This is a genomic window from Flavobacterium psychrophilum (assembly GCA_001708385.1).
Classification (GTDB): domain Bacteria; phylum Bacteroidota; class Bacteroidia; order Flavobacteriales; family Flavobacteriaceae; genus Flavobacterium; species Flavobacterium psychrophilum_A.
In genome coordinates, this window is sequence record CP012388.1 from 475282 (window position 1) to 494506 (window position 19225).

The following is a 19225-nucleotide window of genomic DNA, read 5'->3' on the forward strand; positions in this document are numbered from 1 at the left end:
ACCTGTAAAAACAATGTTACGCTTTTTGGTTTTCATTTTTTAGTCGATTTTCGCTCTTTTTTAAGCATAAAAAAACCTGCCGAATTTCATTAGCAGGTTTCATATTATTAAAATTATCAGATTTTAATTTTCTGTAATTCGAATGAGTTTTTTGTTTACGAACTCTTCAATTCCCAAACTTGAAAGTTCCCTTCCGTAACCCGAACGTTTTGTTCCGCCAAATGGCAATTCCGGACTCGAGTTTGTTGGTGAGTTGATAAATACCATACCTGTCTCGATTTGTAGTGCAACTTTCTCTGCACGCTTGATATCCTTACTGAATACAGCACCACCAAGCCCAAAATCAGAATCATTAGCCAGTTTAATAGCTTCATTTTCATCTTTAACCCTGTAGAAAGAAGCAACGGGCCCAAATAACTCCTCGTGGTAGGCACGCATACCCGGCTTAATATCAGTTAGTATAGTTGGTTCCATAAAGGCACCTTCCCTATCCAGGCGTTTGCCGCCAATAACAGCTTTAGCACCCGCTTTAATGGTTTCTTCAACTTGCTCTGCCAGTTGTTTCGCAGCACCTTCGCTGCTTAACGGACCAATTTCTGTAGCTTCGTCGGCAGGGTCGCCCACTTTAAGACCCGACATTTTCTTTGTAAGCTTTTCAAGGAATTCATCAGCAATAGATTCTACAACGATCATACGTTTAGCAGCCGTACATGACTGTCCCATATTTTTCATACGACCATCAAAAGCCTGTGAAACAGCATGGTCAAGATCGGCATCTTCCAAAACAATAAACGGGTCGCTACCGCCAAGCTCCAATACCGATTTCTTAAGGTTTTTACCCGCGGCTTCTGCAAGACTTGCGCCTGCTTTCTCACTCCCTGTAAGAGACAAACCTTTTATCCTGTCGTCTTCAGCAAGTTTACCAATCTTATCTCCACCTATAAAAAGGTTAGTATATACACCTTCTTCAGCACCGGCCTCTTTAAAGATATCTTCAATCGCCTGGGCACACTGCGGTACGTTACTGGCGTGCTTAATCATAATTACGTTACCAGCTGCAAGGTTAGGTGCGGTAATACGCGCTACCTGGTAGAATGGGTAATTCCACGGCTCAACGCCAAGTATAACACCAATCGGGCTGTAACGCACATACGCTTTACCTTCTTTTACCTCAAATGGTTTATCTTCAAGGAATTCAGCAGCATTATCTGCATAATACTTGTAAATAGCCGAACTGATATCTATCTCGTCCTCACTTTCACTAATAAGCTTACCCATCTCTAAAGTGATAAGCTTCGCCAGTTCTTTTTTTCGCTCCTGCAATAAAGCAGCAACTTTAGTAAGCAGTTTGGTACGCTCCTCAACAGGTTTTTCTTTCCATGAAGCATAGGCCTTATCGGCAGTGCTTATTTTTTCTTCAATCTGTTTTTCGCTTAACGCTTCAAACGTTTTGACTTCTTTGTTATTGTAGGGATTAATGGTTGCAATAGCCATAACAATTTAAATTTTTTGAATTAATAATTTTCGATTTAATAAGTACTATTTGCTCATTTCTATAGGTTTAGTTACGCAAACTGATCGTTGGTCATTTTCTTTTTATCGGTAAAGCTTTCAAGTATGTTCCTCACCTGCTTGTTGTCTTTAATAAAATAACGTGCATGTGTTTTTTGCGATCCGATCTTTACGGTGTGAGCAGTCTCAGGCAATTCTTCAAACATATATTCGTCGGTCCAGTCATCACCGATAGCGAATATAAAATCGTAGTCACCACCTGCGAGTAACCTGCCTGCTGCGCGGCCTTTATTTACATTACTGTTCTTAATTTCCAGCACTTTATTTCCTTCAAGTACTGCAAGCGCATTATTAGCAATAAGGCTGTTCAGTACAAATTCCAGCTCTTTGGCACGGATATTTGCCAGTTCGCTATCCGCTTTGCGATAATGCCATGCGAGAGAATAGTTTTTCTCTTCTATAAACGAGCCTGGCGTCCTGTCTACAAACGTTTCCATAATGGGGCGTATATTTTCCTTCCAGTCGCTTTTAACGCGCTCTATAGCCTCCCATTCCTGTCCTTTACGTCGAAGCCACACACCATGATCGGTAATAAGTGTGTAATTTTTATGCCCAAACCATTTACCAAGGGTATCATGGTCACGTCCGCTTATTATGGTAACTTCATTATTCTCATCTTCTGCAAGCGCATCCAGTAATGTAAATAACGATTCATCAGGCATTGCTTCTTCCGGTGTATTCCTGAAACCAACAAGGGTTCCGTCATAATCCAAAAGGAAAAGCCTTTTTTGCCCTTCTTTACAGTTTTGGGTCATCGCTGTAAGCAGTTCTGTATTCAGCTCGCGTGTAACCGATGCGTCGGGCAGTTGTTTTGAAGCGTCAAGCGCTTTCATGAATTCCTCTGCCCACTTTTCAACGTTGTAACGTGATATCCTTTTCTTCAGTTCCCTCATACGGGTGAACTGCTCCTCGGGTTGCATTTCAAGCGCCTGTTTTAAAGTATCGGCAATCTGTTCGAAGTTATTCGGGTTGATTAAAAGTGCTTCATGCATCTCTTTAGCTGCGCCCGCCATCTCACTGAGCACCAGAACTCCGTCATGATCTGCTCTTGATGCTACATACTCCTTAGCAACCAAGTTCATACCATCCCTGATCGGGGTGATAAGCGCTACCTGCGACGATGCATACAAATCGATCAGATCCTCAAAAGGCATCGACCTGTAAAAGTACCAGATTGGTGTCCAGTTCACGGTGGCAAACTGTCCGTTTATACGTCCTACAAGCTCGTCGGTTTCCCTTTTTAATTTTTGGTATTGGGGAACATTAGATCGTGACGGTACGGCAAGCATGACCAACCTTACCTTCTCTTTGTATTCGGGATATTTATTCAGGAAGTATTCAAAAGCGCGAATCCTGTTCGGTATACCTTTTGTATAATCCATCCTGTCTATGGAAAGTATCAGCTTGTTATCGCCAAAATGCTGGTTATGTTCTTCCAGTTTTCGCATCAGGTCAGATTTCTTTTCTTCCGGCCTTGTTTTGTGTTCCAGGGCAGCATCGTGAAAATGGTTGTAATCTATTCCCATAGGGAAAGAATCTACCTTTACAGTACGTCCATCATACAGCACATCGTTAAACTTTGTTTCAAGGCCTGTAATTCGCTTTACAGAGCTTAAAAAATGACGGACATAGTCGTAGGTATGAAAACCTATCAGATTGGCTCCTAAAACGCCGTCAAGGAGTTCTTCACGCCACGGAAACGTCCTGAAGATCTCATACGAAGGATATGGTATGTGCAGGAAGAAGCCAATAGTAAGCGACGGATTTTTATCGCGTATCATTTTAGGAACAAGCATCAACTGGTAATCGTGCACCCAGATAGTATCGCCATCGTTGGCATGTTCCAGTACAGCGTCGGCAAATTTTTGGTTTACCTCTTTGTATGAGTTCCATTGTTCCAGTTCAAACTCGGTATATTCCATAAAGTAATGAAACATAGGCCAGAGTGTCCTGTTGCTAAATCCATAGTAAAAATTTTCTACATCATTTTCATTTAAACTTACGGTTGCACATTTCTCTTTTTCGAGCGCAGCATCTACCTGTCGGCTGAGGTCATCATCAAGTTGTTCTTCTGTAAGGCCAGACCACCCTATCCAGATGCCGTTCCCTTCAGAATGTACAGACTTCATACCCGTTGCCAGTCCTCCTACACTTGGTTGGGCACGCAAAATGCCATGGTCAATTTGAAGATTTACGGGCAGACGGTTAGAAACTATAATTGTTTTATTCATGCTAAAGTGTTTGCGGTTAAGGTTTACTTTTTATAAATTTAGTGAACAATGAGCCGAAAGGCTAGTAAATCCAAGACTTTATGAAAAATTTAAATTATGGCATTATTGGAAATTGTCGCAGCGCGGCCCTTGTTTCTGACAAAGGATCAATGGATTGGTGCTGCCTTCCCAAGTTCGATTCGTCTTCTATTTTTGCAAAACTGCTTGATGAGGAAATTGGCGGAAGCTTTGAGATAATTACCGATGAGAGCTATAGTATACGCCAGCACTATCTTGAAAATACCGCTATCTTGGTTACTATATTCAGTAACGGTACCGATGCTTTCGAGGTAAACGATTTTATGCCGAGATACTATAAAGAAGATGGCTCTTACAATACGCCGCCGGAAATTATACGCTACATAAGGAGATTATCAGGTAAACCTGTGTTTAGCGTTAAATATGACCCGAAACTGGAATATGCAGCAGGAAAAACAATTACGCATGTTAAAGACGACTATATAGTAAGTCTTACTAACAGCACAAAATTCAATTCACTGTTCCTGCATACTAATTTTGACAAACAGGCCGTTGCCAATAGTACGCCGATGGAACTTAATGGGGACGGATTTTTCCTTCTTGCCTACAACGAAAAGATATTTAACCAGACCGTTGAAAAGATTTATCTTGAGTTTGAACGTACTAAGACGTATTGGTTAAACTGGTCTGACAAAACTACCTCATACAAGCGATTCAATAGCCAGATCTCAAGAAGTGCCATAACCCTAAAGCTGCTTACGTACGATAAAACCGGGGCAGTACTGGCGGCGGCAACAACATCGCTACCCGAAACCATTGGGGAAGTACGAAACTGGGATTACCGTTTCTGCTGGATACGCGACGCCTCTATGGTAGTTAAGGTAATTTCTGAAATCGGACATAAAAAACAGGCCAGTGATTACCTGCAATTCATTGTCGACATTATGCCGGATAAGGATGAGAAGCTCCAGATCATGTACGGTATCAATAAAGAGAAAAACCTGAAGGAAGAAACATTGGAACACCTTAGCGGTTATATGGACTCGAAACCTGTACGAATAGGTAATGCAGCTTTTACACAGCGCCAAAATGATATTTACGGCATCTTAATGGACGTTATTTACCTGCAGTTGGTCAACTTTAGTAATGATGTTCAGAATGCAGAAGAATTATGGAATATAACTAAAGGAATTGTTTGGGTAGTGGGCAGCCACTGGCAGGAACCTGATAAAGGAATATGGGAGTTCCGTACAGAGGAAAGGCATTTCACCTTCTCTAAAGTTTTGTGCTGGACGGCCATAGACCGTGCTATTAAAGTAGCTAAGATATTAGGAAGAAAATCCAAACTTGCCAAATGGGAACTGCTTGAAGAATCTATCCGCAGAGATATTATGGAAAATGCATGGAATGAAAAAGTACAGGCATTTACACAATCGTATGGATCGGAAGACCTTGATGCATCGGTACTGTTAATGGAAAACTACGGTTTTATAGACGCACGCGATCGTAAATATATAGCTACCGTCCATGCCATTGAAAGAGAACTGAGCAATGACGGCTTACTGTACCGCTACAAGAATAAAGATGACTTCGGGTTGCCATCATCATCGTTTACCATTTGTACGTTCTGGTTCATTAACAGCTTATACAAAATTGGTGAAACCAAAAAAGCCGAGAAGCTTTTCGAACAGTTATTATCTTATAGTAACCATTTAGGTTTATTTAGTGAAGATATTGATTTTAAGACAAAAAGGCTGTTAGGTAATTTCCCTCAGGCTTACTCCCACTTAGCATTAATTGAAACTGCTATCAACATAAGCAACGTTACACACGAGGAAGAAGTAATGGATGCTATGCGATAGATAATCTTTGATATTTAAACCTGCAAGGTTTTAAAAACTCGTAAGGATTAAAACCCAAAAAGCCGTGACACATTAGTATCACGGCTTTTTTAATGCAACAAAAAACCGCAACAGACAATTAAGTCATATTGCGGTTCAAAGGTGGGGGCACTAAAAATTATTTATGAATTTATAAAATTCACAATGTCTTCGTTGAACTTGTTTTTATGTGTGTAGTATAGACCATGCGGCGCGTCATCATACACCACATATTGAGCATGCGGTATAATTTTAATCGTTTCTTCGGCAGATGCATCAATAGGCACCGTTTCATCGGCTTTACCGTGCAATACCAGTAAAGGCACACGAATGTTACGTAAATCGTCCCTGAAGTCGGTTGTAGACCAGGCCTGCATTGCTTTAATCGTTGAATATCCTGCCGACTCTAATGCCAGCGTCATATCCCTTTGCAATATTTCATCGCTTACAGGATTACTGAACAAATGCACACCATAGAACATTTTAGAGAAACCTGCCAGGAATTTAGGCCTGTCTTCTTCAATCTGTTCTTTCATAGTGGTAAACATTTCCTGAGGAAGTCCTGTCGGGTTATCTTCTGTTTTACGAAGGAATGGCGTTACTGCACTAATAAGCGCGGCTTTAGTTACCCTGCCTTCGCCATTGTATTTAGAAAGGTATCGTGCTACTTCTCCCCCACCCATAGAAAAGCCAACAAGTGTAACATCCCTAAGGTCAAGTTTTTCTAAAAGAAGGGCAAGGTCTGATGCCAGAGTATCATAATCATACCCTTCCCAAGGGCGTGAAGACAAGCCGAATCCTCTCCTGTCATAGGCAATAACACGGATATTATGTTTAGGTAGTTCGTTTAGCTGGTATTCCCACATTTGGTAGTTAAGCGGCCAGCCGTGTATTAATACTACGGGCTTGCCCCTGCCAATGTCCTGGTAAAAAATATTTACTTCTTCGGCACTTCCTGATAAGCTTACAGAGGTTGTTGTGATAAAAGGCATAATTTTGTTTTTTGTCGTTAATAATGTTACATAAAATTACTAACTACTAAAAACAGCATTGCGCTCGTTAAGAAATCCTTAGCTGTTAATTAAAGGCTAATTAAGATTTTATACAACGCCCATTTTTTCCATGAGAAAGGTTGCGCTTTTATTTCGGCAGATGCCATCACGCAGGCGGTAATCAAAATAAAGTTCGTTATCTATAATCTGTGCCTCGAAACAACGGTTAACCAGTTTAGAAGGATATTCAGTAACAAGTTCGCATACCTCGATATCGTGGGTTGCTATGGCACCGGTAGCATTAAGCCCTATCATACGCTTTATAACTTTTATGGTTCCCGTACGCTTATCATCAGAGTTTGTTCCTCTTAGTATCTCATCCAACAATACGAATGCACGCTTTTCCTGCAATTCATCCATAATATACCTAAGGCGTTTTACCTCTGCAAAGAAATACGATTCACTATCGGAGAGCGAGTCAGACAATCTCATAGACACCAATACCGGTAATGGATGTACCTCTGCCCTGTCGGCACATACTGGTGCGCCTGCGCCTGCAAGTACCATATTAATGCCCAGGCTACGTAAAAATGTACTTTTACCGGACATATTAGAACCCGTAAGTATCATAAAGTCCGAATTGAAATTTATATCGTTCCCTATCCTGCCTTCTTTTCGAAGCAGCGGATGCGAAAGATTGGTAAATTCTATTCTATTCTCTGTATTAAGGATTGGGAAAGTAAAATCAGGATTATTATAGTACAAGTTAGCGAAACCAGATAAAGCCTCTGTTTCAGCAATAACATCAAGCCAAAGCGCTATGGTTTGTGAATGTCGTTTTTTCCAATGCAGTAAGCCTTTTAATGCAAAAAAATGATACAGCATAATGCCATTCATAACGGCAGCACCAAACAGGTTATCCAGGCTATCGAGCTTAGAGAAGAACTTTGCGAGCCTTTTTATTTCCTTCGATGCCGTTTTACCTTCTGTAACCAGTTTAGCCTGTATTGCTTTTAGTTTTGGCGCAACAAATTCCTGGTTTTCTATTTGTTCAATTATAAGTCCGTAATGATGAATAATATCGTGTATATCGGCGGTATCTTTCATCTCAGCTTTGATCAATTTTAAGTGAGAGCCAATAAAGATAAGGTTAAAACCAAAAACCCACCCGGCAATAGTAGTAAATAGACTGTCACCAGTTATAAAGTAAGTTGCTACACATCCTAACAACAACACAGGAGTGACTAGTGCGATAATTCCTTTAACCGCTGATACTTGTCCCGAGCTAGTATTTGCCCAATCTAAAAGGGTATCGTATACTTTCTGACTATCCTTTCGTGCCTTACCTAATGCCATTATTTCCTGCCTGAACTCAGGCTTTTCAGCCAGTTCTTTAACAGCCTCCTGATTGGCAATTATATCTTCCTGAGATAAAACGTCTGTAAGTAAGCCGGCAAGTTTTTGCTGACCTTTAAAAGTCTGGGTACGGTTTATATTGTGATAAAGTGATCTGTTTCCAAAAATATCAAGATCGTGCGAGTACGGATGTGTATAATCTATAAACTCGCTACCGTTTTCAAACGGAATAGCGTTACCTGAAAGGTAATCCATCTCGTCATGGTTTATCTTAACCATGGCTTCAGCACGCAATCTTTTGTTCTGAACCAATCCGTGGCGGTTCATCAATAGTATGAATTCTACAAAGCAAAAAGCGATACAACAAAGGAGTATTGTTGGGTCTTCTGCCTTAAAAGCAAAATAAACCAATACAATTATAGCAATAGCCATAAGCAGCCTGCATGTGCTTATAATATTGTATCGCCTGTTAAGCTTTTTAAGTTCGTGTAAATGGGCAGCTTTTTGTTTTTGATAAAATTCCATAAGTAAAGTGTAAAGGACAAATATAAAATAAAAAAATCCTGCCGTAGCAGGATGTATGTTTTAACCTTCGTGAAATACAAGTAAAGGTATTTTTGTATGATAAGCCAACTTTTTAGTTAGGCTTCTGTGAAACAGGCTTTCAAAAAAGCCCCGCTTGTGCGTACGCATTACAAGCATTCCAACATTTTGATTATCTATAAAATCTAATATTGTTTGTTCTATATGGTCGCCTGCAATATTATAGAAGTCTATATTTTCACTACGGTAGAAGATCTTCCACTCGTTAATCCTTTCTTCGATATCTTCGGGATCATCAGCATTTTTAATATAAAGGCAAAGTACGGAAGCATCAAATTTACGGGCAATTTCCAATGTTCTTGCCAATGCATCGTTATCTTTATCCTTGTACTGCGTTGTAAAAGCTACACTTTTTATAGGGTGGTACTCAGCCTCGGCAGGTATCCCTAATACAGGAACTTTAGCATTCGCAATAACCGATGCTGTAGACGAACCCAAAAATGTTTCTTTTAACCCCGTAGCTCCTTTTGTTCCCATTACGATAAGATCGATATTTTCATCGGCGCAAACCTTATTGATATTATAAATAAGATCGCCATAATGAAGGATGTTACGCATTTTAACATGTCCGAGATTTCTTCTGTCTGCCATTTGATGCAGTTCGGGAAGCTGTTCCCTGAAACTTTCAAACTGATTCATTTCTACAATATCAAAAATTTCTTTGGTAGATTCCGGTAATGGCGGGGTTTCTACAATAGGCAGGTCGTATACGTGAAGTATAACAAGTTCAGCCCCGAAAGAATCAGCAAACCGCAAAGCATAAATAAATGCTGTATTTGCAGCTTCAGAAAAATCGGTAGGAAAAAGTATTTGTTTCATGATCCGGTTTATTGGTATCTCATAAAATTACTAAAAATTACCGTGGCTTCCTACATTTAGACTGTCAGGGTTTTGTTAAAAAAAAGAGGCTGCCAAATGGCAGCCCCGATTCCAAAATATGTTGTTTTAATTATAGCTTGTTAGAAGTATAGTTACCTGTTATTGTAACATTGCTGTTTTTAGTAACATTACCAAAGATTGTGATTGAAGATCCCTGACCTACAAATTCTACTTTAGCACCACTGTTTAGTACAAGGTTACCGTACACTACTACAGATCCTTCTACTCTAAGTGTACCGTTTACTGTTAGAGGCTGTCCGAATAAAACTGTACCCTGTGCAAGAGAACCTTTTATTGAAAATACTCCACCGCTGTTTACATTAAGTGCCTGAGATACTGAAAGCGAACCACACCATGTAAGGTTAGCATTTACGTTTACAGTTGATAAAGCTGCTGCACCCTGATATTGTTTAGTCTCGCCAGAGTTAACATTAAGGTTAGCTGAAAGGCCAAGGTATAGAGGGAATGAAGTACAATCTACTGAGCTCGCAACCATCTTAACAATTTTTAAACCTCCGTTACCCATTGCAGCGAATATATAGTCTCCTGAACTTGTAAGGTAGTTGCATGAGCTGTTTCCGCTAAGAGAGATAGAACCTAAGAAGCTTAACACTGAATTCGTGTTTTTATATATGTACATACCTGCACCACCGTTTGCTACGAACACATTATCGTCGTTTACAGATACCGCGTTTGTCGTGATGTCGCTTGCGTTAACACCATTTACGTTTGTTGGTACAGCAATTGTTTGTGTTTTTGCACCGGTAGAAGTATTGTAAACACCAAGTCCGTTATAACCTTCAGATACAAGTACTCTTGTAGTTCCAAGGAAATCGATAGTTCTTTTAGCATTTTGAGTATCCTGAGAAGTGTTGAATGAAGAAAGTAAGGCTAATCCATTCGCGTTGTATACTTTTACACCCTGAGTACCGCTTAATACTACGATTCTGTTATTGTTTAATCCTACAGCTCTAAGATCTGCTAATGGAATTGATACCTCTATAGCGTTACTAGTTTTATTAAGCTGAGATATAGCGCCATTGTTACCAGATACAGCATAATATTTGCTCGATGACGATGTTACAGAAGTACCTGTGTTACCCGGTAACGATTTCTGAACAAAGTTTGTGCTTAATAAACCATTGTTAAGAGTCATTGCTGCAGAGAATGCAGCTGTACCGGCAGTAGGGAAAGCATCTGTGCTTCTTGCACCTGCAAGGTAAAGAACTCCGTTATCATAATTTACACTACTTAAATCTGTATTAGGAAGTATTGCCTGAACTACAAGTTGTGGTGAGTTTGGATTAGAAATGTTAATTACGTCAATTGCTCCACCGTAAGGTTCACCTTCAACATTATAAGAAACATAAGCGTAGTTACCGTTAATAGCAACGTGAGTAGCTTTAAGTGTCATACCGTTATACGTTGGTGGCGCTACCTCTGCAACCATTACAAGCGGAAGCGTACCCGCAACCTGCTCATCTCTGCCTAACGGATTACTGTCCTGACGCATTGACAATACTCCTGAGTTATCAAAACTAATACGCTCGTTAAGTCCTTGAGAATCATTATTAATGATAACTCCATTCTGAGGATCATTACCTACCGTGTCATCATCATTTTGACAAGAAGCCAGAAATAAAACAGCTACTAAAGCAGAAACGCGTAAAAAATTAAGTTTCATATATAAATTTTTATGTTGATTAAAATTATTAATTAAGTGTTAATTCGAAAACACATTTAACGTCTTCTTTGCATGTTCCTTTATAAAAAAGTAAAAGATCTATGCTAACCGTGTAAAATACATTCTGTTCCATAACCCTTAATTTGATGAAGCAAAGATATATTGCTAATTTTATATAAAATAAAAATAGAGGTAAAGCGAATATTTAGTGAGGTAAATAGGTTTATCTTTGCCAAAAAGGTTAAAAAATGATACCACAGGATACCATAGTTGCCCTTGCTACCCCTTCAGGATCAGGGGCAATCGCCATAATTCGATTGTCCGGCGATGATGCCATAACTATTGCTTCACAAGTTTTCACCTCTATTAGCGGTAAAGATATTAACCGCCAAAAAACACATACTATACATTTAGGCCATATAACAGACGACAATAAAACCTACGATCAGGTATTGCTATCGATATTTAAAGGGCCTAATTCTTATACAGGAGAAAACACGATAGAAATATCTTGTCACGGCTCGACCTATATACAGCAGCAAATAATACAGTTATTGCTTCGTAAAGGATGCCGTATGGCAAATGCAGGAGAGTTTACCTTGCGAGCTTTCCTTAACGGTAAACTCGACCTATCTCAGGCAGAAGCTGTAGCCGACCTGATAGCATCTGACAACGAAGCTTCTCACCAAATAGCTATGCAGCAAATGCGCGGTGGGTTCTCAAATGAAATTGCCAAGCTACGTGAAGAGTTATTAAACTTTGCCTCTTTAATAGAGCTTGAACTGGATTTTGCAGAAGAAGACGTAGAGTTTGCCGACCGTTCTCAGTTTACCGACCTTTTAGATCGTATAAATTTTGTACTAAAACGTCTTATAGACTCTTTTGCCGTAGGCAATGTAATAAAGAATGGTATACCTGTCGCTATTGTGGGAGAACCTAACGTAGGTAAATCTACCCTACTTAATTCGCTTCTAAATGAAGAGCGGGCCATAGTATCTGATATTGCTGGAACAACTCGCGACACTATTGAAGATGAATTGGTTATTAACGGTATCGGATTTAGGTTTATAGATACCGCAGGAATACGCGAAACTAAAGATGTGGTAGAAAGTATTGGTATTAAGAAAACATTCGAAAAAATAGAACAGGCGCAGGTTGTTGTTTACTTAGTAGATGGCCATCAGCTAACAACAGATAGTATACAGCTTGAACATTTACGAATTGAAGTCGAAAGGATAAAAAACCAATTTCCTTTAAAGCCATTAGTTATTATAGGAAACAAAGCAGACAAGTTAACTGATAATCAAAAAGCAGAAATACTTACTACTTTACCCGAGCTTCTTTTAATATCTGCTAAAGAAAATATTGGTGTTGAAGAATTAAAAGACAAGTTGTTGTCTTTTGTTAATACAGGTGCTCTTCGCAATAATGAAACTATTGTGACCAATACCCGTCATTATGATTCGCTATTAAAAGCACTGGAAGAAATTCAGAAAGTTCAGTTCGGAATTCAGTCGGGTATTTCAGCCGATCTTATGGCTATAGATATTCGTCAGGCATTATTTTATTTTGGTGAAATCACAGGGCAGGTTACAAACGACGAATTGTTAGGTAATATTTTTGCCAATTTCTGTATCGGAAAGTAACCAATACAAAACATCAATATACCAAACATATAATAAACCACTAAAACCCTTGTAAAATCCAGGGTTTTTATATTTATACACTACAGGGTCACTTTGTGATGATATATGCATTTTTTTATTTTATTTGTACCTTATTTGTACCTTTTGTTTTGAGGTACAAATTTTAGAGTATATTTGGCAAAATAATGGCACTTAAATACACTTAATACTTCATAATAATATTTAAAGCATATTTATTACTTCTTAACCAATGAGTACAAATATCAAAATACAGCGTATCTGTCAATTTTGTGGTAGTGAGTTTACGGCTCGCACTACCGCTACCAAGTACTGCTCTCATAAATGCAATAGCAGACATTATAAACAAAAGGTAAAGGATGAAAAGATTGAAACCAGCAACAACGAAACCCTAAAAATTACAAACCGGGATATTGAAGATGTAAAATCAAAGGAGTTTTTAACCGTTCGCGATGTATCAATATTATTAGGGTGTTCTTTGCGCACTGCTTATAGATTGGTAAATAATGGCACTATAAAAGGTGTTAACCTCGCCGAAAGAATGACCCGGATAACAAGAACTGACCTCAACAGTGTATTAGAAAAACCAAAAAAAGAGATAACACTCCCCCAGCCTACTGAATTTTTAATTGACGAACATTATTCTATTAATGAAGTTCAGAACAAATTTGGCATTTCTCAAACTGGCTTACAGTTACTTATCAAAAAGAATAGCATTCCTAAAACAAAAAGGGGTAAATATACTTATGTCTCCAAAGTCTTAATAAATGAACTATTAACTTAAAAGAAAGTTTCTTTTTCCACTTCACAAAATTCACTATTTTCACAAACGGAGAAAACGCAATGGCAATTAAAGTAACACTAAGACAAAAAAACATAACTAAGGGGCGTAAAAGCCTATACCTTGATTTTTACCCGGGCGTACCTAATCCTGAAACGGGAGAAATTACACGCAGGGAGTTTTTAGGTATGTATATATTTGACACACCAAAAAACCCAATTGATAAACAGCACAATACTGACCAGTTGAAAATTGCCGAAAGTATACGCCAACAAAGAGAAAACTTCTTTAATAAGCCTGAGATTTACAGCCAATACGAAAAAGAGCAATTACGTATAAAAGAAAACGGAGAAAGGAATTTCCTTGAGTATTTTGAAAAACTTGCCGATAAACGTACCGGCACAAATACCGATAATTGGGCAGCTGCATTAAAATACCTTAATAAGTTTAACGCTAAGCTTAAATTTGCCGACCTCAACGAAAGAATCCTTGAAGATTTTAAAGAGTTCCTGTTATCTGTAAAAAGTAGCCGCAGCGATAAGACAACTCTATCACAAAACTCTGCTGTAGCCTATTTCAATAAAGTTAAAGCTGCTTTGCGCCAAGCCTATAAAGATGGCTTACTACAAACTGACCTCAACGCTAAAGTAGTACCTATAAAAGCAGAAGAAACCCGCCGTGTTTTCCTTACTTTAGATGAGCTTAACAGGCTGGTTAAAACACCTTGCAATAACGACTTGCTTAAACGTGCCGCTTTGTTTTCTGCTCTTACAGGTTTACGACATTCAGATATAAAGAAAATGAAATGGAGCGAACTTGAATTTGTCACCGGACAGGGTTACTTCCTAAACTTTAGCCAGCAGAAAACCAAAGGTATTGAGGTATTACCTATCTCGGAACAGGCTTATAATTTATTAGGAGAGCCGGGCGCAAAGGAAGCACAGGTATTTGATGGTTTAAAATATTCGGCCTACCAAAATAAACACCTTTTTCAATGGATTGGTGCAGCCGGAATAACTAAAGATATTACTTTCCATAGTTTTAGGCATACTTACGCCACTCTACAATTGTACAATGGTACAGACATTTACACCGTAAGCAAAATGCTTGGACATAAAGATTTAAAAACAACACAGATTTACGCTAAAATTGTTGATGAAGCTAAGCGTGAAACTACTAATAGAATAATATTAGATTTATAATACATTCCCAATAACCAAATGAGCGAAGAACAAAAAAAGCTGCTGGAAGCGCAGTTATGGAACATAGCAAACGAACTGCGCGGCAAAATGGATGCCGATGAATTTAGAGACTACATACTAGGCTTTATATTTTATAAATACTTAAGTGAGAAGCAATTGCTTTTTGCTAACAGGCTACTGGAAACCGAAGCCATTAAAGACTATACGCTGGTAACGGATACTGATGACCTTGCAGCTATTAGGGAGGAGTCTTTATTGCACCTGGGCTATTACCTGAAACCGGAAGAGCTTTTTGATGCTATTGCTAAAAAAGGTAATGCCAATACCGAACACGAAAGCGACTTCATACTGGAAGACCTTAAAGGCATACTGAACAGCATAGAGCAAAGCACTATGGGTACGGACAGCGAAGACGAATTTAACAAGCTGTTTGAAGACCTTGACCTGAACAGTACTAAACTGGGGCGCACCGTTGAAGCCCGTAATAAACTGATAAGTAAAATACTTTCGCACCTTGCTAAGATTGACTTTGAACTGCATGATGCCAACAGCGATGTACTAGGCGATGCTTACGAGTACCTTATAGCACAGTTTGCCAGCGGCGCGGGAAAAAAGGCGGGTGAATTTTATACACCACAGCAAGTTAGTAAAGTGTTGGCAGGTATTGTTACTGCCGGAAAAGCAAGACTGCGCAGCGTGTATGACCCAACCTGTGGCAGTGGCTCGCTATTGTTACGCGTAGCCCGTGAGGCCGATGTAGAGGAGTTTTATGGGCAGGAACTTAACCGTACCACCTATAACCTTGCCCGTATGAACATGATTTTGCACGATGTGCATTTTAGCCGTTTTGACGTTAGGCAGGATGATACACTGGAAAACCCACACCATACCGACAAACGTTTTGAGGCCATTGTAGCCAACCCGCCCTTTAGTGCTAAATGGAAAGGCAAAGAAAACCCACTGAACGAAACCGATGAGCGTTTTAGCCAGTATGGCAGACTTGCACCGAGTAGTAAAGCCGATTTTGCCTTTGTGCAACACATGGTATACCAATTGGCTGATAACGGTACTATGGCTTGCGTATTGCCTCACGGCGTACTATTTAGGGGGGCAGCAGAGGGCGTTATACGCGAATACCTTATTAAAAAGCTAAATTACTTAGATGCCGTTATAGGCTTACCGGCCAATATATTTTATGGCACAGGGATACCTACCTGTATACTGGTATTAAGTAAATGCCGTACCCAACCTGAAAACATACTGTTTATAGATGCCTCACAGGGGGTTTGATAAAGTGGGTAACCAAAACCGTCTTACCCCCAACGATATTGGTAAAATACTGACGACCTACCGCAACCGCGAAAGTATAGAAAAGTACAGCTACGTTGCCACTATAGAAGAGGTAGCTGCTAACGACTATAACTTGAACATACCGCGCTATGTAAATACCTTTGAAGAAGAAGAACAGATTGACATTGCTGCCATTGCTACCCAACTGCACGAACTGGAAAAAAGCATGACCATAACCGATACACAAATAGAGGCTTATTGTAAAGAATTGAACATACCAACACCGTTTTAAATATGGAAAAGCACAACATACCACAATTGCGCTTCCCGGAATTTAGCGGTGAGTGGGAAGAAAAGAAATTAGGGGATATTGCAGATATAATCGATGGTGATAGGGGAAAAAATTATCCAAATTCTTCTGATTTTTTACAAGAAGGTTATTGCTTATTTTTAAATGCTAAAAATGTTACAAAGAATGGATTTTCTTTCAATGAAAAAATGTTTATAAGTGCTGAAAAAGATGCAAAACTTAGAAAAGGGAAATTAAAAAGACACGATGTTGTGTTAACAACAAGAGGCTCAATAGGTAATATTGCATACTATGATAAAAGCATTTCTTATGAAAATCTAAGAATAAATTCAGGAATGGTATTAATAAGAACTAACGAAAGTATTAGCCCTAGTTATCAATATATATATTTTTATACTCCAAATTTAGTAAACAATATAAACGAAATTGCCTTTGGAAGTGCCCAACCTCAATTAACAGTCAAAGAAATAAATAAATTTATTATTAAGCACCCCACTTTACCCGAGCAACAAAAAATAGCTTCATTCTTATCAGCCACGGATATAAAGCTGGAGCAGCTACAGCAAAAGAAAGTCTTGCTGGAGCAATATAAGAAAGGAATGATGCAAAAGCTGTTTAATCAGGAGATAAGGTTTAAGGATGATGAGGGTAAGGATTTTCCGGAATGGGAAGAAAAGGAATTGGGAGAGATTGCTTACACAACAACCGGAAGTTCTAACAGAGAAGACTCTAATTTAGATGGTGAATATACTTTCTTCGATAGGTCAGAAGACATAAGAACAAGTAACATTTACCTTTTTGATGGTGAGGCAATAATTGTTGCTGGTGAAGGTCAACAATTTAAACCTAAATATTTTATTGGAAAATTCGATTTACACCAAAGGACTTATGCTATAATGAACTTTCATAAGAGTGTCGGAAAGTTTATCTATTTCGTTATTGATTATCATAAAAACTATTTCTATTCTCAGGCTGTAGGCTCAACAGTAAAATCTCTTAGGCTGCCAATGTTCAATAAAATGCCTGTTAATTTGCCTTGCCATTCAGAACAAATAAAAATAGCTGATTTCCTTACGGTTATAGATAATAAAATTAATGCAGTAAGCGCACAAGTAGATAAAGCCAAAGCGTTTAAAAAAGGGCTGTTACAGCAAATGTTTGTGTAAAAATGTAATGATGAAACTAACCAAACAAGCCATAAACGAGTCTTTAAATCAAATTGAAGGAATTGAGGGATACTATCTTCTGATAAATAACATTGAAGATAATATTGAATTCCATCCGGATATTGCTATAGAAGTTTGTAAATCATTAATTGAAGGTCTATGTAAAAAGGCCTTAGAACTTTTAAGCGATGAATACAATGCGGATAAAAAATTAATTAAAGATTGCAACCATAAATTACCGACGTTATCACTTACCGCCTTTAATCATGTGTTTCAAGAGGCATTTGAATCTAAGCTCTATTTTGGTCTATACAGTTTGATTGCTAATGAAGTGCGTTTAAGAACGATTATAGATTCTTCAAAAAAGAAAATTTATAACAATATTAATGATACATTACAACAAATAAATAGAGTTAGAGGAGATAGAGGAGATTTATGTCATGGACGTTCATATCCAAAAAATATCGAAAGCTCGGTATACTTTGCCAATTCAATTGTATCAATAACTGATGGAATTTGCTCATATCTAATCTACAATATTCTTGAAAACGTTAGTGAAAGAACTTTACAGATTAAAGATGATTACCCAGACTTGGAGGAATATAACAAATGGCTAGATGAGTCAATAAAGGATTTCCCAATAGTCAATGAACGTTTTAGTAAAATATTATTTATGCATGATAAAGACATATACTATAATAGGTATAATGATGAATTTTTAACATTAAGTCAATTAGATGATGAAATAGATACAAACTCAGATTTTGATAATGAAACCTTTGTTATTTCAGATAAAGCTCATCCAACAGCAACAGACTCCCAACCTGAGTATTCAATACTTTCAGAGGAACAAATCGAAGCAATAAATCAATTTTCCGAAGAAGAGCTTGTAAGAGCCGAGGAACTTCGAGAACTTGCAGAAAATATAATTAATACAAAAAGAGAGGTGTCGAGGAATGACGTTTTTGAATTAATGTTATATGAGCCAAGTCTGAGAGAAAGAAAACGAATAACAGAACAATTAGCAGAAAAAATAAATAGTTTTATAAAAACTTTGGTGTAGAAATGTAAGTATTCAATTCAAAAAAACATCTATGATACTGGAATTTTCCAACCAACAAGTAAAAACATTTATTGAAGCTTTTGAAAAAGAGCTTTTAGCTGCTCCACGCCATAAGATAGATTTTAGTAATCGCTGGAGTAATACAGTAGATAAAAAAGCTGGCGTATATTTCATTTTTGCTAAAGATGTATTGGTATACATAGGTGAAACAGCCAATCTTTATAAGCGTATGGGCGAAATAGGCCGTACTTATAACCATTCATTTAGGAAGAAGTTAGGTAAAAGATTGCAGCCCAATGCAGTTATATTAAAAGAAGAGCGTACCTACTCCCTCGAATTAGAAACCCTGCTTACCTCCTATTGCAACAGTAATATTTCTGTGGCCTGTAAGCCTCTTGCCTTTGGGAGGCTGGAAGTAGAAAGTTACCTTATTCATAAATACACCAAACTGGATAAAGAACAGGGAATAAAAAATTTATTGAATTCTGTAGGAAAACGTAATAGTATACCTACTTTTGAGGAGTAGACTTATTT

The 19225-nt window shown here is 38.3% G+C and carries 12 protein-coding genes and 2 pseudogenes; 8 read left to right on the plus strand and 6 right to left on the minus strand.

Annotation, left to right across the window (positions count from 1 at the left end):
• Positions 1 to 123: 123 nt before the first annotated feature.
• Both ALW18_02170 and ALW18_02175 read right to left on the minus strand, forming a co-directional pair.
• Positions 124 to 1494 carry a succinate-semialdehyde dehydrogenase gene (locus ALW18_02170; GenBank protein AOE51433.1) on the minus strand — a complete coding sequence of 457 codons (1371 nt, stop codon included), beginning with the start codon at positions 1492 to 1494 and terminating at the stop codon, positions 124 to 126.
• 71 nt (positions 1495 to 1565) lie between these two features.
• Complete coding sequence (locus ALW18_02175; protein ID AOE51434.1) at positions 1566 to 3803, minus strand: trehalose-6-phosphate synthase; 2238 nt, start codon at positions 3801 to 3803, stop codon at positions 1566 to 1568.
• Positions 3804 to 3883: 80 nt separating this feature from the next.
• Here ALW18_02175 and ALW18_02180 point away from each other — a divergent pair, with 80 nt between their 5' ends.
• Complete coding sequence (locus ALW18_02180) at positions 3884 to 5683, plus strand: glycoside hydrolase (protein ID AOE51435.1); 1800 nt, start codon at positions 3884 to 3886, stop codon at positions 5681 to 5683.
• 161 nt (positions 5684 to 5844) lie between these two features.
• Here ALW18_02180 and ALW18_02185 read toward each other — a convergent pair whose 3' ends face one another.
• The 4 genes from ALW18_02185 to ALW18_02200 form a co-directional block, all read right to left on the minus strand.
• Entirely contained in the window at positions 5845 to 6693 is an 849-nt protein-coding gene (locus ALW18_02185; protein ID AOE51436.1) for an arylesterase, read from the minus strand.
• A 108-nt stretch (positions 6694 to 6801) separates the two neighbouring features.
• Complete coding sequence (locus ALW18_02190) at positions 6802 to 8574, minus strand: DNA mismatch repair protein (GenBank protein AOE51437.1); 1773 nt, start codon at positions 8572 to 8574, stop codon at positions 6802 to 6804.
• Positions 8575 to 8634: 60 nt separating this feature from the next.
• On the minus strand, positions 8635 to 9471 hold the full coding sequence (locus ALW18_02195) for a hypothetical protein (GenBank protein ID AOE51438.1): 837 nt from the start codon (positions 9469 to 9471) through the stop codon (positions 8635 to 8637).
• A gap of 130 nt (positions 9472 to 9601) precedes the next feature.
• A complete protein-coding gene (locus ALW18_02200; GenBank protein AOE51439.1) occupies positions 9602 to 11215 on the minus strand; it encodes a hypothetical protein in 1614 nt (537 codons plus the stop codon).
• Positions 11216 to 11463: 248 nt separating this feature from the next.
• On the opposite strand from ALW18_02200, the gene ALW18_02205 reads away from it, so the two are divergent.
• From ALW18_02205 to ALW18_02235, 7 genes and pseudogenes are all read left to right on the plus strand, one after another.
• A complete protein-coding gene (locus ALW18_02205) occupies positions 11464 to 12861 on the plus strand; it encodes a tRNA modification GTPase MnmE (protein AOE51440.1) in 1398 nt (465 codons plus the stop codon).
• Between the two features lie 250 nt (positions 12862 to 13111).
• Complete coding sequence (locus ALW18_02210) at positions 13112 to 13663, plus strand: hypothetical protein (protein AOE51441.1); 552 nt, start codon at positions 13112 to 13114, stop codon at positions 13661 to 13663.
• Between the two features lie 59 nt (positions 13664 to 13722).
• Positions 13723 to 14862: an integrase gene (locus tag ALW18_02215; protein AOE51442.1), complete on the plus strand. Its 1140-nt coding sequence runs from the start codon at positions 13723 to 13725 to the stop codon at positions 14860 to 14862.
• Between the two features lie 18 nt (positions 14863 to 14880).
• Positions 14881 to 16444, plus strand: a pseudogene (locus ALW18_02220) (restriction endonuclease subunit M).
• Between the two features lie 239 nt (positions 16445 to 16683).
• Positions 16684 to 17628, plus strand: a pseudogene (locus tag ALW18_02225) (hypothetical protein).
• A 10-nt stretch (positions 17629 to 17638) separates the two neighbouring features.
• Positions 17639 to 18691: a hypothetical protein gene (locus ALW18_02230; protein AOE51443.1), complete on the plus strand. Its 1053-nt coding sequence runs from the start codon at positions 17639 to 17641 to the stop codon at positions 18689 to 18691.
• A 31-nt stretch (positions 18692 to 18722) separates the two neighbouring features.
• Complete coding sequence (locus ALW18_02235; GenBank protein AOE51444.1) at positions 18723 to 19217, plus strand: hypothetical protein; 495 nt, start codon at positions 18723 to 18725, stop codon at positions 19215 to 19217.
• The last annotated feature ends 8 nt before the right edge of the window (positions 19218 to 19225 follow it).

Excerpts from the sequence above, each read along its gene's own strand:
- ALW18_02170 (AOE51433.1), bottom strand. The coding sequence starts at position 1,494 with ATGGCTATTGCAACCATTAATCCCTACAATAACAAAGAAGTCAAAACG.
- ALW18_02175 (AOE51434.1), bottom strand. The coding sequence starts at position 3,803 with ATGAATAAAACAATTATAGTTTCTAACCGTCTGCCCGTAAATCTTCAA.
- ALW18_02180 (AOE51435.1), top strand. The coding sequence starts at position 3,884 with ATGAAAAATTTAAATTATGGCATTATTGGAAATTGTCGCAGCGCGGCC.
- ALW18_02185 (AOE51436.1), bottom strand. The coding sequence starts at position 6,693 with ATGCCTTTTATCACAACAACCTCTGTAAGCTTATCAGGAAGTGCCGAA.
- ALW18_02190 (AOE51437.1), bottom strand. The coding sequence starts at position 8,574 with ATGGAATTTTATCAAAAACAAAAAGCTGCCCATTTACACGAACTTAAA.
- ALW18_02195 (AOE51438.1), bottom strand. The coding sequence starts at position 9,471 with ATGAAACAAATACTTTTTCCTACCGATTTTTCTGAAGCTGCAAATACA.
- ALW18_02200 (AOE51439.1), bottom strand. The coding sequence starts at position 11,215 with ATGAAACTTAATTTTTTACGCGTTTCTGCTTTAGTAGCTGTTTTATTT.
- ALW18_02205 (AOE51440.1), top strand. The coding sequence starts at position 11,464 with ATGATACCACAGGATACCATAGTTGCCCTTGCTACCCCTTCAGGATCA.
- ALW18_02210 (AOE51441.1), top strand. The coding sequence starts at position 13,112 with ATGAGTACAAATATCAAAATACAGCGTATCTGTCAATTTTGTGGTAGT.
- ALW18_02215 (AOE51442.1), top strand. The coding sequence starts at position 13,723 with ATGGCAATTAAAGTAACACTAAGACAAAAAAACATAACTAAGGGGCGT.
- ALW18_02230 (AOE51443.1), top strand. The coding sequence starts at position 17,639 with ATGAAACTAACCAAACAAGCCATAAACGAGTCTTTAAATCAAATTGAA.
- ALW18_02235 (AOE51444.1), top strand. The coding sequence starts at position 18,723 with ATGATACTGGAATTTTCCAACCAACAAGTAAAAACATTTATTGAAGCT.